Below are 15,068 nucleotides of genomic sequence, written 5' to 3' on the forward strand. Positions count from 1 at the left end.
CGCTGCGTGATAATACTTTTTCATGAATCCACTTTATAAAACTGTCGGCATTGTTGGCACGGGCGCCATGGGCCGGGGCATTGCCCAACTGGCAGCCCAGGCGGGCAGCCAGGTCAGGCTGTTTGACACCCACACCGAGGCGGCCGGCACGGCACGTGAGGCACTGAGGGGCCAATGGGATAAATTGGTCGGCAAGGGTCGGCTGGACAGCGCACTCGCGGAAGAGTACACAGCCCGGCTGCTACCAGCCTCCAGCCTGAACGATCTGGCCGATTGCGACCTCATCATCGAAGCGGTTGTAGAACGTTTGGATGTAAAGAAATCACTGTTTCTTTCCCTGGAAACTGTTGTTTCGACGCAGGCCATTCTGGCCACCAATACCTCATCCCTCTCCGTCACGGCCATCGCGTCAGGGATGCAGCATCCCGGCCGGTTTGCCGGCTATCATTTTTTCAATCCGGTGCCGCTCATGAAGGTGGTCGAAGTGATTGCCGGCCTGAAGACCGACGCTGCCGCATGTGAAGCCCTCGCAGCCTACGCGCGCCAGATGGGTCATACGCCGGTCATGGCGCAGGATACCCCCGGCTTTATCGTCAACCATGCCGGGCGCGGTTACGGCACCGAGGCCTTGCGTATTGTCAGTGAAGGCATTGCTGACTTCGCCACCATAGACCGCATCCTCAAGGACCAGGCCGGCTTCAAGCTGGGGCCCTTCGAGCTGATGGACCTGACCGCCCTCGATGTGTCGCACCCCGTCATGGAGTCGGTCTACCAACAGTACTACGACGAGCCGCGATACCGCCCCAGCGTGATCACCGCACAGCGCCTGGCCGGTGGCATGCTAGGGCGTAAAACCGGAGAAGGCTTTTACCGCTACCAGGACGGCGTAGCGCAAGTCGCGCCTGAACGACCCGCCCCCGCCGTCGCTGAAATGCCGCCAGTCTGGGTCTCGCCGCGTGCCGCCAGGCGCTCCGAGTTGCTGCAGTTGCTGAAAGGTCTGGGGGCCAGCATTGAAACCGGCGCATCCCCGTCCATGAACGCCCTGGTGCTGGTGGCGCCGCTGGGCTTTGATATCACCACGGTGGCCGTGGTCGAACGGCTGGATCCCGCGCGTACGGTGGGCATCGACATGCTGATCGACGACGCAGCGAGCAGACGCCGCGTGCTGGCCACCAATCCCGCTACCCGCAGCGACATGCGCGATGCCGCGCACGCCCTGTTTGCGCGCGACGGCAAGGCCGTCAGCGTGATTAGGGACAGCGGTGGCTTTGTGACCCAGCGCGTGGTCGCCACCATCGTCAACATTGCCAGCGACATCTGCCAGCAAGGCATCTGCACTCCGAAGGACCTGGAAACCGCCGTAACCCTGGGGCTCGGTTACCCGCTGGGCCCTTTGGCCATGGGCGACCGCTACGGACCGACCAACATTCTGGAAGTTCTTTTCAACATGCAAACCGTGTATGGCGACCCGCGCTACCGCCCTTCTCCGTGGTTGCGCCGCCGCGGTGCCATCGGCCTGAGTCTGATGCACGAAGAGGAATGACACACCCCTGTCGGTCGCTCACTGCGTGTAGCGCCTTCCCCCCTCCAGGGGGCGGCGCCTGCGGCCTGGCGAAGCCAGTTCCGCGGCCCCTGCTGGCTGAAAGACGCGTAGCGGACGCAGTCTCCGCGGCTTCCATTTTTCTGTACTGGAACAACTGATATGGCAGGCGCACTGAAAAGCACCAGCGACGGCGCCACCATGGTGCTGACCCTGAGCAATCCCGATTTCCGCAACGCCCTCAGCCCGGAGATTTACGCTGCCGGCGTAGAGGCACTCAACGTTGCCGAGACCAACCCGGAGATTCGCAGCGTGGTGATTACAGGCGAAGGCGCCAATTTTTGCGCCGGTGGCCAACTGCAGCGCCTGCAGGCGAACCGCGAGCAAGCGCAGGACGTGCAGGCCCAAAGCATCAATGGCCTGCATAGCTGGATCGATTCGATACGTACCTTTCCCAAACCGGTGATCGCTGCCGTGGAAGGCGCCGCAGCCGGCGCGGGCTTTTCGCTGGCGCTGGCCTGCGACTTCATCGTCGCGGCTGACAACGCAGTTTTTGTGATGGCCTACAGCAGCGTAGCCCTGTCGCCCGACGGCGGCGGCAGCTGGGTGCTGAGCCGTTCCCTGCCGCGCGCACTCGTCAGCGAGCTGCTGATGTGCGGCGAGCGCATTGGCGCCGCGCGCCTGCAGGCATTCGGCCTGCTCAACCGCAGCGTTCCCGCAGGTGATGCACTCCACGAAGCCCTGAAGCTGGCCGACACGCTCAATGCGCGCGCCCCCAATGCGCTGGCCAGCATCAAGGAACTCATGAACGACGCGCAAGCCAACACCCTGGGTGAACAGATGGACGCCGAACGCGCGCACTTCGTGCGCAACCTGCACCATCCGAACGGCGGCGAAGGCATCGCCGCCTTTCTGGAAAAACGCACGCCCCGCTACAGCTGAGGCCGCGGCAGGAACCGGCTACAGGGACACCGAGGCGACAGGTGGAGGCCCGCTGCGCCGTCTCTGGCGCGACAATAGCCAGCTTGTGAGTCACTCAAAAGACAGGCCATGGACGATCCCATTCTTACGATACACGAAAGAGAGGCCATCAACGGTGGCCGCTGGTTTTCATCCCTATCCCCCTCACTCCGACACGACATACTTCGATGCGCTTTTGTCCAACGTTTCAAGGATGGCGAACTGATCGCCGCCCGCGGCGACCCGCCGGAGCAATGGATAGCCTGTGCAAAAGGCGCGGTACGGGTCAGCTCGACATCGATCTCGGGCAAACAGATCACGCTGACTTATGTGGAGCCCGGCATCTGGTTCGGCGATGTGGCGATTTTCGACGGCGACCGGCGAACGCACGACGCCTATGCACATGGCGAGACCACCATCCTGTGCGTGGCCAAGGCAGACTTCAAGAAAATCCTGGCTACGCATGTGGAGCTGTACGAAGCCATGCTGCGCCTGCATGCGCGCCGCATCCGACAGCTTTACGGTCTGGTGGAAGACCTCAACACCCTGCCCTTGCGCGCGCGGCTGGCCAAGCAGCTGCTGCACCTGGTGCGCAGCTACGGGGTCAGCAGCCTCAGCGACGGGCGCGAAGTGCGCATTGGTCTGCAGCTCGCACAGGAAGAACTGGCACAGCTTCTGGGCGCGTCGCGTCAGCGTGTGAACCAGGAGCTCAAGGCCATGGAACGCGAGGATGCGATACGCATCGAGCCGGGCGGCCTGGTGGTGCGCAACCGCGAAGCCCTGCTGCGCATCTCTGAAGCCGACCTTGAAAAATAATCCATGAGCAACTTCGACCACTTTCTGGGTACCCGCGAGGTCTCGGGCCAGCACGCCGTCAACATGGACGCGCTCAGTAGCTACCTCGAGCAACGCCTGCCGGGTTTTCAGGGTCCGCTGAGCGCCGAAATATTCAAGGGTGGCCAGTCGAACCCGACCTACAAACTGATCACACCGGCCCGCGCCTACGTGATGCGCGCCAAGCCTGGGCCAGTGGCCAAACTGCTGCCGTCGGCCCACGCGGTCGAGCGCGAGTTCAAGGTCATGAGCGGCCTGCAGGGCACCGATGTGCCGGTCGCAAAAATGTACTGCCTGTGCGAAGACGAAAGCGTGATTGGTCGCGCCTTTTACGTCATGGAGTTTGTCGAAGGCCGCGTCCTCTGGGACCAGGCCCTGCCTGGCATGACCAACACCCAGCGCGCAGAAATTTATGCCGAGATGAACCGCGTGATCGCCGCGCTGCACAAGGTGAAATTTGCCGAGCGCGGGCTGGCCGACTATGGCAAACCGGGCAATTATTTTGAGCGCCAGATCGGCCGCTGGAGCAAGCAGTACACCGCGTCCATCACCCAAACCATTCTCGAGATGGATGAGTTGATGGCCTGGCTGCCGGCCAACATTCCGGCCAGCGCGCGCGATGAAGCCATGGTCTCCATCGTGCACGGTGACTTCCGGCTCGACAACCTGATGTTCCACCCCACCGAACCACGCGTTCTCGCGGTGCTCGACTGGGAACTGTCCACGCTGGGCCATCCGCTGGCCGACTTCAGCTACCACTGCATGGCCTGGCATATCCCGCCTGGCGCCTTCCGTGGCATCGGCGGCCTCGACGTGGTCAGCCTGGGCATCCCGACGGAGGCCGAACACATTCGCCAGTATTGCGAGCGCACCGGTTTTGCCAGCCCCGAGCTGATCAAGGCTGACTGGAACTTCTACCTTGCCTACAACCTGTTCCGTCTCGCCGCAATTTTGCAGGGGATTGCCAAACGCGTCGAAGCCGGCACAGCGGCCAGCGCCCAGGCTGTCGCCTCGGCCAAAGGCGCGCCAGTGCTGGCACGCATGGCATGGGACTTTGCACGCAAAAGCCAGGCCGGCCAGACCGGTCCATCCCTCTAAACAGGGCAACTACTCCAGGAGCTATCAATGGAATTCAACTACACCCCCAAGGTTAAGGACATGCAGGCCCGACTGCTGGCCTTCATGGACCAGCACGTCTATCCCAACGAAGCCCGTTTTTTCAAGGAAATCGCCGACAACCGCGCCAGGGGAAACGCCTGGATTCCAACGGCCCTCATTGAAGAGCTCAAACCCAAGGCCCGCGCCGCCGGGCTGTGGAACCTTTTCCTGCCGCACTCGCCTCGTGCCCCTGAAGGGCTGTCCAATCTCGAATACGCGCCACTGTGCGAAATCATGGGCCGCGTGCCTTTTGCGCCCGAGATTTTCAATTGCTCGGCGCCTGACACCGGCAACATGGAAACCATTGCGCGTTATGGCTCTGAGGAAAACAAGGACCGCTGGCTCGAACCCCTGCTCAAGGGTGATATCCGCTCCGCCTTTCTGATGACCGAGCCCGAAGTCGCATCGTCGGACGCGACCAACATCCAGTGCCGCATCGAGCGTGACGGCGACGACTACGTGATCAACGGCCTGAAATGGTGGTCATCCGGTGCGGGCGACCCGCGCTGCGCGATTTACATCGTCATGGGCAAAACCAACCCCGACGCGGGCCGCCATGAGCAGCAGTCCATGATTCTGGTGCCGGCCAACACGCCGGGCATCGAGGTGATCCGGCCGCTCAGCGTCTTCGGCTACGACGACGCACCGCACGGCCACATGGAAGTGCGGCTGACCAACGTACGTGTGCCAGTGGGCAATCTGCTGCTGGGCGAAGGGCGCGGCTTTGAAATCGCCCAGGGCCGCCTCGGCCCCGGACGTATCCACCACTGCATGCGCAGCATCGGTATTGCCGAGCGCGCGCTGGAGTTGATGTGCAAACGCCTGAATACCCGCATTGCCTTTGGCAAGCCGGTGGCACGCCAGTCGGTCTGGCACGAGCGTATTGCCGACGCCCGCTGCATGATCGACCAGGCCAGATTGTTGACGCTGAAAGCCGCTTACATGATGGACACGGTTGGCAACAAGGTCGCCAAGGCCGAAATCGCCATGATCAAGGTGGTCGCGCCCAACATGGCCTGCCAGATCATCGACTGGGCCATCCAGGCGCACGGCGGTGGCGGCGTGTCCGATGACTTCCCGCTGGCTTATGCCTACGCTCACCAGCGCACCTTGCGACTGGCCGATGGCCCGGATGAAGTGCACCGCGCCTCGCTGGCCAAGCTTGAGCTGGCCAAACATCTGCTGATGCCCGGCGAAGTGGAGATGCCCATCACCCGCGGCAGCTGACGCGTCCGACCGCCTGGCGGCGGCAAAACGCTGTCAAAACAGGAGCTGGTGGCGTCCACCCCGCAAGGGCTGGCGCCGCTTTTTCGCCTGAACTACAGCGGGATGTCGGTTGACAGGCCAGCCAGCGCCGCATCGCAGGCGCTGGTGTAGGTGACGGCTGCATGCTGCAGCGTCGCGATGTCGCCTGGGACGTACTGCATGCGCAAATAAGCCTTGCCGCGCAACAGCATCAGGATGAAAGGGGTCTGCGCATCCGGGCCGGGCTGGGGCCAGGACAGCAGCAGCTCGGCCAGGTTGTTGTCTATCCAGGCCAGCGCGTGTTCACGGCGGTCGGCCAGTACCGCGTAGCGCTCCCAGAATTCAGGCACCAGGCTGGCCCAGCCAAACTCCTCAAACATGGCGAGCCAGCGCATTTCTTCAGGCAGGCTGGGGTCGGCGGTGGTTTGCAGTGAATCGGTGTAGATTGCATAGGCGCGTTTTTCCAGCGACTCTTTCAGAGGCCGGTTAATGATCAGCACCGCCGCATCGCCGTTAATGCCCAGCTCCGCCCGGGCGCGCAACTCGTCGCCAGGAATGTAGTCGCGCGAGGATGGCCCGCATTCAAGTTTCCAGGGCTTGCCGCGCACCTGGCCGGTCAGCAAAAAACCGTGCGCATTGTCCTGGTGAAAGTAGCTGAAGCCCTGTGTGCCTGCCCACTCGGACACGGGCGACGATGCATCCGATGTGCTTTCGGCAGGTATGGCGTCCGGCCCTCCCCGCGCAAAGACCCTCTTCAGGCGATCAAACATGGTTGCGGCATTTCTCTTGAAGTCCAGTGAACATCATAGGTTGAAAAAGAAGGCCGGGTAAGCGCAGTCTCTGGATGCGCTCCCGCCAGTTGGCACACGGAGCACCTTTTGCCGGAGGGGCCGGTTTGGCGGGTGGCGCGCGGACGGCACCCGGCCTTTGCTCCGCCGCTTCAAATAAATCAGGGCGGCCCGCCACGCCGCCAGCGCTTCGGGCTATAATCTGGGACTTGTCGGAGTGTGGCGCAGTCTGGTAGCGCACCTGGTTTGGGACCAGGGGGTCCAAGGTTCGAATCCTTGTACTCCGACCAAAGAATCATCCAAAAAGCTCACCTGTGTGGGCTTTTTTCGCATCTGCGTATACATTCGCCGTAGCCGCTTTTCTGCCCGTAGCTCAGTTGGATAGAGCATCAGCCTTCTAAGCTGAGGGTCGGGGGTTCGATCCCCTCCGGGCAGACCAAAGGTACCGCGCCGCGCGCTCAAAACGCTCATCGTCAACAGCCGTTTCGGGCGCATCAACGCCTTGCTCCCTGGCCGCAGGCCCAGTGAGCAAGCGGAAGAGCTTACAGTTTCACGTACTCGTACTCGACCGCATTCGCATTGATGCCCCGATCCGGCGGCGCAATCCAGCCGGCCATCTTGCCGGGTTCGGTCACGCGGTGCATCAGGCTGTGGATGAAGGTCTTGTCGGCGTCGTTGGGCAGCCAATTGTCTTTTTTGGCCTCGAACTCGGCCTCGCTGATCGGCTTGCCTTGCGGATCGGTAGAGACTCCGGACCAGGCGCCGACGCTGCGGCGAAAGCGCGTGTTCGGCAAGCTCAGTTCGAAGTTGATGCCTGCGCGTTTGATACCCATGTTCCAGCGCGTGACGCCGACATTGCAGTCCTTCACATATTCCAGGCGCGTGATCTCGTTCATGCCGTTGCGTGTCGAAATCGTTTCGTTCTTCAAGCCGCCCTTGCCGTCCGGCACCTGGATGGTCATTTCGCTCTCCAGCTCGACGTGATCGGCGAACTTGGCTTCATCGGGACGGCCCTTGATGCCGTTGCTGAAGTAGTTGGCGGCGTTGGACGAAGCCTCCGAGCCGAACAGGTCCAGCGACGAGGTGAACCAGAAGTTCATGAATTTCTGGATCGTCGGCAAATCGATCACACCGGCCTTGCGCAGCGTGTCCACGTTGTCGGTGTCCAACTCCTTCATCACCTCCAGCGTGCGCTTGATGACGCGGCCAATGCCGGTCTCGCCGACAAACATGTGGTGCGCTTCTTCAGTCAGCATGAAACGGGTAGTACGGGCCAGCGGGTCAAACGCGCTTTCGGCAAAAGACTTGAGCTGGAACTTGCCGTCGCGGTCGGTGAAGTAGGTGAACATGAAGAAACTGAGCCAGTTGTCCATGGGCTCGTTAAACGTCCCCAGGATGCGTGGCTTGTCGGCGTCGCCGCTGTGGCGGGTCAGCAGCTCTTCGGCTTCCTCCCGACCGTCGCGGCCAAAGTGGGCGTGCAGCAGGTAAACCATGGCCCAGAGGTGGCGGCCTTCCTCGACGTTGACCTGGAACAGGTTGCGCAGGTCGTACAAACTGGGCGCGGTGTGGCCCAGCAGGCGCTGCTGCTCGACCGACGCAGGCTCGGTGTCGCCCTGGGTCACGATCAGGCGGCGGAATGCGCTGCGGTATTCGCCGGGCACTTCCTGCCACACGTCCTGGCCCATGTGGTCGCCAAAACCGATCTTGCGGTTTTCTTCCTTGTCCGCCAGGAAAATGCCCCAGCGGTAGTCGGGCATGGGGGTGTAGCCGTAGCTGGCCCAGCCGGAGGCGTCCACGCCGACGGCGGTGCGCAGGTACACCTCTTTGGCATTGAAGTCACTCGGGCCCATTTCGTCCCACCAGCTCATGAAGGCCGGCTGCCAGTGCTCAAGCGCGCGCTGTAGCTGGCGGTTCTCGCCGAGGTTGACGTTGTTGGGGATCAGGGCTTGCAGGTCAATGGTGCTCATGGTGTTTCCTAAAAGTTCTGGGGTTTTCCGGTTCCCTCTCCCTCGGGGAGAGGGTTAGGGTGAGGGCTCTGCGACTTTAAAAGCGGGAGCGGGGAGCCCTCACCCCTGCCCTCTCCCAAAGGGAGAGGGAGTAAGACAAATCAAATACGTTTCCAGTCGAATTTCGCCTTTTTGCCGGTGCCAAAGAGCTTCAATGCGCCCTCCTCACCCACCGCATTCGGTCGAATGAAAATCCAGTTCTGCCAGGCGCTGAGCCGGCCGAACACACGTGTCTCCATGGTCTCCTTGCCGGGGAAACGCAACGAGGCTTCCATGCCGGTCATGGCGTCGGGTGACATCGAGGCGCGCTCTTCCAGCATGATGCGGATCTCGTCGTCCCAGTCGATGTCGTCGGGGGTCAGCGTGACCAGGCCTAGCTCCAGCGCCTGGTCGGCACGCAGCTTGCAGTCGCCGAGTTTTTCAAGCTGGCTGGTGGTGGCCGCGTCTTCGTAAAAACGGGTCTGCAGCCGGCTCAAGCCGTTGACGGCCGGGAACCAGCCGAAGTTGGCTGGGCTCAATTGCAGTGCGGGCGCGGCATCGGGCGAATCCGGCAGGTCCAGCATGTAGATACGGTCGCAGGCCAGCGCCAATTCGTAAAACGTACCGACGAAACACGAGCCTGCATCGACCAGCGCGATCAGCGAGCGGCTGGTCACGTCTATGCGGGCCAGTGTGCGCCGCAGCGCGCCAGTGGTTTCCTTCACCAGCCAATGCTCCTTGAGTTTGGCCAGCACCTCGTCCATACGCATCACCTGACCGGCGTCGCCCTCGGTCTTGATGACCCAGGTGCCGACTTCGAGTTCATTGGTGCGCAGGTTCAGGATGGCGTCGTCGAGTTCGCGCTGCAGCTTGAGCGGGTACCAATTGGCGCCAGCGGCTTCAATCGTTTCAGCGGTGGACTCGATCGCTGCGGCTGGCGCCTTGAGCGTGATGGTGGCGATACGCGTGGCGCGGTCCACTTGAGCGTCAACCACGCTGTAGTGGTAGCCGGCATCGTCGATTTTCGCCTTCAGCGCGCTGAGTTCAATACCTTTTGAGCCCGCAGCCCTTGTGGACTGGTCGCGGAGTGCTTCAATTTCAGTAGCAAGCAAAGCGCCGAACTGCTGCGGCTTGGCGCAGGCGTCGATCAGCTTCCAGTCTTTGGCGCGATCGGCGCGCACGCCTTCGGACGTGGTGCAGAAGATGTCGGCCAGGTCCCGCCGCACCTTGCGCTTGTCGGTCACGCGGGTCAGGCCGCCAGTGCCAGGCAACACGCCGAGCAGCGGTACCTCGGGCAGGCTCACGGTGCTGGAGCGGTCGTCCACCATCACGATGCGGTCGCAGGCCAGGGCCAGCTCGTAGCCACCACCGGCGCAGGCGCCAGTGACAGCAGCAATGGCTTTCAGGCCGTCGTGGCGCGAGGAGTCTTCCAGGCCGTTGCGGGTCTCGTTGGTGAACTTGCAGAAGTTGACCTTCCAGCCGTGGGTGGACAGGCCCAGCATGTAGATGTTGGCGCCCGAGCACCAGATCTTTTCCTTGCCGGACTCGAACACCACCACCTTGACGGCCGGGTGTTCAAAACGGATGCGGTTGATCGCGTCGTGCAGCTCGATGTCCACACCCAGGTCATAGCTGTTGAGCTTGAGCTTGTAGCCGGGCTTGATGCCGCCGTCTTCATTGATGTCGAGCTTGAGGCGCGCCACATCCGGTTCAGCGCCGTCCACGCTCAGTGTCCAGTGCTGGTATTTCGTCGGATGGGTCACAAAGCTCACGAGCTCGCGCTCCTGGCCCTCAATCACCTGTTTGAACAAAAGCGGTTCGGTCATGGCGTTCATCATGGTCTCCTGTATGTCGGTAGGTTTCGGTACTGGAGCGGTGTCGACCGCCCCAAGTCATTCCGCGTGTCGATCCCCAGCGAGCTGGGGCCCTAGCCATGCGCTCCATGACTTGTTTCCTTCGGTTGTGCCTGGGCAGGAACGGCGCGTTCCATGTCTTTCAGGCTTTGTTTCAGCGTGCGGGCCGATGTGTCAACCACAGCGTCGGCGCGCGCGTACAGCGCTTCACGGCTGGCAAGAATTCGGCGTATGTCGTCCATCGCCTCGTTCGTGGCACCGCGGGTTGTGTCAAAAGGCCGCATGTCGCCCTGTGCAACGACGCGTGCCATGTGCTCTTCGGGGCTGGCCTTGAGCCAGACGCAATAAAAGCGACTTTGCAGCAAGTCAAAGGTTTCACGCTCGCTGACAATGCTGCCGCCAGTGGTCATCACCACACCGTCGGCATGGTCCTCGGCAATACGAAACAGCGCGCGGCGCTCGTAGCGGCGGTAACCAGCCTGCCCGTGCAACAACAGAATTTCGTTCATGCTGGTGCCGGCCTCGCGCTCGATCTCGCGGTCCAGTTCGATAAAAGGCACGCCGCGCTCGGTAGCCAGCTTCAGGCCCAGGGTGGATTTACCCGCACCGCGCAGGCCAATCAGCGCAATCCGCTGCTCGCGGCCGATCGCATCACTCAGACCAAAGGTGCTGCCCAGCAAGGCATAAGCCTGGTCCAGTTGTGTGTCGTCGAGCCGGCCCAGCAAACCCTGCACCCGGGCCAGCGCTGGCCTCGGTGCGTCCTGCAGCAATTCAAGAATCGAGATATTCAGTGCGCGGGCAGCGGCTTCCAGCGAGTTGATGGAGACATTGCCCTTGCCGCTTTCGACATCGGCCAGAAACCGCTCACTCAGGCCGGAGTCGCTGGCCAGCGCCTTGCGCGTCATGCCGCGACGGGCGCGCCAGGCACGCACGCGGGCGCCCAGTTCGGCCAGCGTGACTTTTGCTTCGATTTCAGACATGACTTGCATCGGACACCACTTTTTGTGAAAAGCATTTGCGCTATATCAATATTGCAGTATACTTCACCTCAAGCAATCGTCAAGCAGTTTATTGCATCTTTTAACGTCACCCTTCGACGGGCTCAAGATGATAGGAACACCATGAAACTAAAGATCCTTGTGGGCACCATGACCAGCACAGCCGACTATGTAGCGCAAGCTATCCAGATGGATTGCGCCGACCTGGTGCCGGAGATTGACGTGCAACTGATGGACGGCCTGGACATCAGCACCTTCGACGCCATAGCCGAAGAAGATGCAATATATCTCATCTGCACCTCCACCTACGGCCAGGGCGATGTGCCGGACAACGCCCGTACGCTGTACGACTCGCTCGACAGCCAGCCGAAGTTTCTGGGCCACGTGCGTTACGGCGTGATCGCCCTGGGCGACCGCACCTACCTGCAGACCTTCTGCTTCGGCGGCAAGAAGTTTGACGAACGCCTGCAGGGCCTGGGCGCGCAGCGCATCGGTGAGGTCTGGTGCCACGACGCCAGCGCCGGCACCCTGCCCGAGACCGAAGGCACCGCCTGGTGCCGCGAGTGGCTGGCGCTGGCCTTGTCCACGGCACAAGCTGAGGCATAGGTTCATTGTGATCCCGGGCGTGACCCGGGCGCCGTGGATTGCGGATCAAGTCCGCATTGACGAGCCAAAACAAGAGCACCCGGAGACAACAAGATGAACCTGAGCCGTGCCGACCACAGCGTCAGCCCACCCCGGGTGGAGATTCCCCGCGACTACAACGCCGCGCATGACCTGCTTGAGCGCAACGCCGGCCGCACCACCAAGGTGGCCTTCGTCGACGCCCTCACCGGCGCCACCCTGAGCTACGGCGAACTGGCCGAGCAGTCGCACCGTTTTGCCAACGCCCTGCGCGCCCGGGGTTTTGTACCCGAAAGCCGCATCATGCTGGCCATGCTGGACACCCCCGAGTGGCCGGTGGCTTTTCTCGGCTGCATTCTGGCTGGCGTGGTGCCGGTCGCCGCCAACACGCTGCTGACCAGCACGGACTTCGATTTCATGCTGCGCGACTCGCGCGCGCAGGGACTGATTGTCTCCAAGGCCCTGCTGCCTGCGTTTGAACCGCTGATCGCGCAGATCCCCACGCTGCACACCGTCATCACCGCCGGTGAAGATTCATCATCAGATACGGCCCTGGCCCATATGATACGGGCTCAAGCAGCTACTAAAGTCATAGCAAATACCTGTGCCGACGACGCCTGTTTCTGGCTGTACTCCAGCGGCTCGACCGGCACCCCCAAAGGCACCGTGCACCTGCACAGCCACCTGATCCAGACCGCCGAGTTGTATGGCCGCGGCGTGTTGGGCATCCGGGAGTCTGACGTCGTCTACTCTGCCGCCAAGCTGTTTTTTGCCTACGGCCTGGGGAACGGCCTGACCTTTCCGATGAGTGTGGGTGCCACCGCCGTGTTGCTGCCGGCGCGGCCAACGCCCGCCGAGGTCTTCGGCATCCTGAAAAAACACCAGCCGACCATCTTTTACGGCGTGCCGACGCTGTATGCAGCCATGCTGGCTGACCCGGCGCGCCCGCAAAAATCCGAACTCCGGCTGCGCGTCTGCACCAGCGCTGGCGAAGCACTGCCCGCCGAAATCGGCAGAAAGTGGACCGCCCAGTACGGCTGCGACATCCTGGACGGCATCGGCTCCACCGAGATGCTTCACATCTTCCTGAGCAACCGCCCGGGCGAGGTGCGCTACGGCACCACCGGCAAGGCCGTGCCCGGTTACGCGCTGCGTATTGTCGGCGACGACGGACGTGACTGCGGCACCGGCGAGATCGGCGAGTTGCAGATCAGCGGCCCCAGCTCGGCGCTGATGTACTGGAACAGCCGCGCCAAGACCAAAGCCACCTTTGCTGGCGACTGGACGCGCAGCGGCGACAAGTACACGGTGGATCCCGACGGTTTCTACACCTACAGCGGGCGCAGCGACGACATGCTCAAGGTCGGCGGCATTTACGTCTCGCCTTTCGAAGTCGAAGCCTGCCTGATGACGCATCCCGCCGTGCTGGAAGTCGCTGTTATCGGCATGCTTGATGCCGACGAGCTGGTCAAACCCAAGGCCTGCGTGGTGCTCAAGGCGGGTCAAACGGCGTCAAGCGATGAGCTGAAGGCCCATGTGAAGCAGCATCTCGCACCCTACAAATACCCGCGCTGGATAGAGTTTGTGCCCGAGTTGCCCAAAACAGCCACCGGCAAGATCCAGCGCTTCAAGTTGCGGCAGGCGCGCAGCTGATCCGCCAGCCCGTGCCCGCAAGCTGGCAGAGATATTGCTTTACATATAAACAATTTAATCTTCAATCTCGGGTTTTTCACTAGGGTGTTTCGTACGCGACGCCGTTACTATCCAGAGAGCCCGACGCCTGCCACTTGCCTCTTGCACATCCCTCTTCCGCGTCAATCTTCCGCCTCAACCAGGAGTTTTTCATGACCTCACGCCTTCCTTCACGCCGTTTGATCCTGAGCCAGAGCGCTGCCGTCATCGGCGCCGCGTCCGCCGGCCTGCTGCTCCCCCAAACAGTGCGGGCGCAGTCCGGCAAGGTGCGCGTGGGCTTCATGCTGCCCTACACCGGCACATTTGCGCAGCTCGGCGTCGCGATTGAAAACGGCTTTCGGCTGGCCCTCGAGCAGCAAGGCGGCAAGCTCGGCGGTCGCGAAATCGAATACTTCAAGGTCGATGACGAGTCCGATCCGTCCAAGGGCGTTGAAAACGCCAGCAAGCTGGTGCAGCGCGACAAGGTCGATGTGCTGGTCGGCACCGTCCACTCGGGCGTGCAAATGGGCATCCAGAAAGTCGCGCGCGACTCCGGTGTGCTCAGCCTGATCCCGAACGCCGGTGTACATGCCGCCACCCGCAGCCTGTGCGCGCCCAACGTCTTTCGCACTTCTTTCAGCAACTCGCAGCCGACACGTGCACTCGGCAAGGCGATGTATGACCGCGGCGCCAAGACCGCCGTCTGGATCACCTGGAAATACGCGGCTGGCGATGAGGCCTTTGAAGGCTTCAAGGAAGGCTACCTCGCCGCCGGTGGAAAGATCATCAAGGAGCTGGGCCTGCCCTTTCCCAATGTCGAGTTCCAGGCGCTGCTGACTGAAATCGCCGCGCTCAACCCCGATGCCGTGGCCTGCTTCTTCGCTGGCGGCGGCGCTGCCAAGTTCATCCGCGACTACGCCGCAGCCGGCCTCAAGGGCAAGATTCCGCTTTATGGCTCAGGCTTTTTGACTGAAGGTGTGCTGGCCGCCGCTGGCCCTGCGGCCGACGGCATCATCACCACCATGCATTACAGCGACTCGCTGGACACGCCGCGCAACAAGGCCTTCCGCCTTGCCTATGCGACCGCCTACCGCAGCCAGCCCGACGTGTACGCGGTGCAGGGCTACGACACCGGTCTGCTGCTCATCCACGGTGCCAACGCCGTCAAGGGCGACTTCAATAGCAAGCCGGCTCTTTACAAGGCGATGGAATCGGCCGTGATCGACAGCCCGCGCGGCAAATGGACCATGAGCAAATCGCACAACCCGATTCAGGACATCTACCTGCGTCAGGTCGAAAACAAGGAAAACAAGGTGATCGGCGTGGCCGCCAAGGCAATGGCCGACTCGGGTGCCGGTTGCAAGATGGGTTGAAGCTCAAACCTTAACCGGACCCCCAGAACTGTCATGCCG

General features: G+C 62.1%; 12 protein-coding genes and 2 tRNA genes. 10 read left to right on the forward strand and 4 right to left on the reverse strand.

Annotated features, from left to right (window positions below; genetic code table 11):
- The first annotated feature begins 22 nt into the window (after positions 1–22).
- From ACESMT_RS11020 to ACESMT_RS11040, 5 genes are all read left to right on the forward strand, one after another.
- Positions 23–1,543 (forward strand): 3-hydroxyacyl-CoA dehydrogenase, encoded by a 1,521-nt coding sequence (locus ACESMT_RS11020; protein ID WP_372826638.1) that lies wholly within the window; start codon positions 23–25, stop codon positions 1,541–1,543.
- Between the two features lie 159 nt (positions 1,544–1,702).
- A complete protein-coding gene (locus ACESMT_RS11025) occupies positions 1,703–2,482 on the forward strand; it encodes an oxepin-CoA hydrolase, alternative type (RefSeq protein WP_372826639.1) in 780 nt (259 codons plus the stop codon).
- A 108-nt stretch (positions 2,483–2,590) separates the two neighbouring features.
- The gene (locus ACESMT_RS11030) at positions 2,591–3,316 is read left to right on the forward strand and encodes a Crp/Fnr family transcriptional regulator (RefSeq protein ID WP_372826640.1); all 726 of its coding nucleotides are present in this window, start codon (positions 2,591–2,593) and stop codon (positions 3,314–3,316) included.
- 3 nt (positions 3,317–3,319) lie between these two features.
- Positions 3,320–4,432, forward strand: coding sequence for a phosphotransferase family protein (locus tag ACESMT_RS11035; protein ID WP_372826641.1), 1,113 nt, complete (start codon positions 3,320–3,322; stop codon positions 4,430–4,432).
- A 27-nt stretch (positions 4,433–4,459) separates the two neighbouring features.
- Positions 4,460–5,719 carry an acyl-CoA dehydrogenase family protein gene (locus ACESMT_RS11040; protein WP_372826642.1) on the forward strand — a complete coding sequence of 420 codons (1,260 nt, stop codon included), beginning with the start codon at positions 4,460–4,462 and terminating at the stop codon, positions 5,717–5,719.
- 92 nt (positions 5,720–5,811) lie between these two features.
- Here ACESMT_RS11040 and ACESMT_RS11045 read toward each other — a convergent pair whose 3' ends face one another.
- Complete coding sequence (locus tag ACESMT_RS11045) at positions 5,812–6,507, reverse strand: hypothetical protein (RefSeq protein WP_372826643.1); 696 nt, start codon at positions 6,505–6,507, stop codon at positions 5,812–5,814.
- Positions 6,508–6,738: 231 nt separating this feature from the next.
- Between ACESMT_RS11045 and ACESMT_RS11050 the strand changes: the two genes are divergently transcribed.
- Positions 6,739–6,815, forward strand: a tRNA-Pro gene (locus tag ACESMT_RS11050).
- A gap of 72 nt (positions 6,816–6,887) precedes the next feature.
- Positions 6,888–6,964: transfer RNA gene (locus tag ACESMT_RS11055), tRNA-Arg, on the forward strand.
- A 103-nt stretch (positions 6,965–7,067) separates the two neighbouring features.
- On the opposite strand, the gene boxB is transcribed toward ACESMT_RS11055, so the two are convergent.
- The 3 genes from boxB to ACESMT_RS11070 form a co-directional block, all read right to left on the reverse strand.
- Positions 7,068–8,492 carry a benzoyl-CoA 2,3-epoxidase subunit BoxB gene (gene boxB, locus ACESMT_RS11060; RefSeq protein ID WP_372826644.1) on the reverse strand — a complete coding sequence of 475 codons (1,425 nt, stop codon included), beginning with the start codon at positions 8,490–8,492 and terminating at the stop codon, positions 7,068–7,070.
- A gap of 140 nt (positions 8,493–8,632) precedes the next feature.
- Positions 8,633–10,336 (reverse strand): 2,3-epoxybenzoyl-CoA dihydrolase, encoded by a 1,704-nt coding sequence (gene boxC, locus ACESMT_RS11065; protein ID WP_372826696.1) that lies wholly within the window; start codon positions 10,334–10,336, stop codon positions 8,633–8,635.
- Positions 10,337–10,437: 101 nt separating this feature from the next.
- Positions 10,438–11,343 carry a helix-turn-helix transcriptional regulator gene (locus ACESMT_RS11070; RefSeq protein ID WP_372826645.1) on the reverse strand — a complete coding sequence of 302 codons (906 nt, stop codon included), beginning with the start codon at positions 11,341–11,343 and terminating at the stop codon, positions 10,438–10,440.
- A gap of 141 nt (positions 11,344–11,484) precedes the next feature.
- On the opposite strand from ACESMT_RS11070, the gene ACESMT_RS11075 reads away from it, so the two are divergent.
- The 3 genes from ACESMT_RS11075 (at position 11,485) to ACESMT_RS11085 (ending at position 15,029) form a co-directional block, all read left to right on the forward strand.
- Positions 11,485–11,967, forward strand: a complete 483-nt coding sequence (locus ACESMT_RS11075; RefSeq protein ID WP_372826646.1) for a flavodoxin domain-containing protein — start codon at positions 11,485–11,487, stop codon at positions 11,965–11,967.
- A 93-nt stretch (positions 11,968–12,060) separates the two neighbouring features.
- Complete coding sequence (locus ACESMT_RS11080) at positions 12,061–13,638, forward strand: benzoate-CoA ligase family protein (RefSeq protein ID WP_372826647.1); 1,578 nt, start codon at positions 12,061–12,063, stop codon at positions 13,636–13,638.
- A gap of 191 nt (positions 13,639–13,829) precedes the next feature.
- Positions 13,830–15,029: an ABC transporter substrate-binding protein gene (locus tag ACESMT_RS11085; RefSeq protein WP_372826648.1), complete on the forward strand. Its 1,200-nt coding sequence runs from the start codon at positions 13,830–13,832 to the stop codon at positions 15,027–15,029.
- The last annotated feature ends 39 nt before the right edge of the window (positions 15,030–15,068 follow it).

Source organism: Polaromonas sp., assembly GCF_041689105.1.
In the GTDB taxonomy this organism is placed as follows: Bacteria; Pseudomonadota; Gammaproteobacteria; order Burkholderiales; family Burkholderiaceae_C; genus Polaromonas.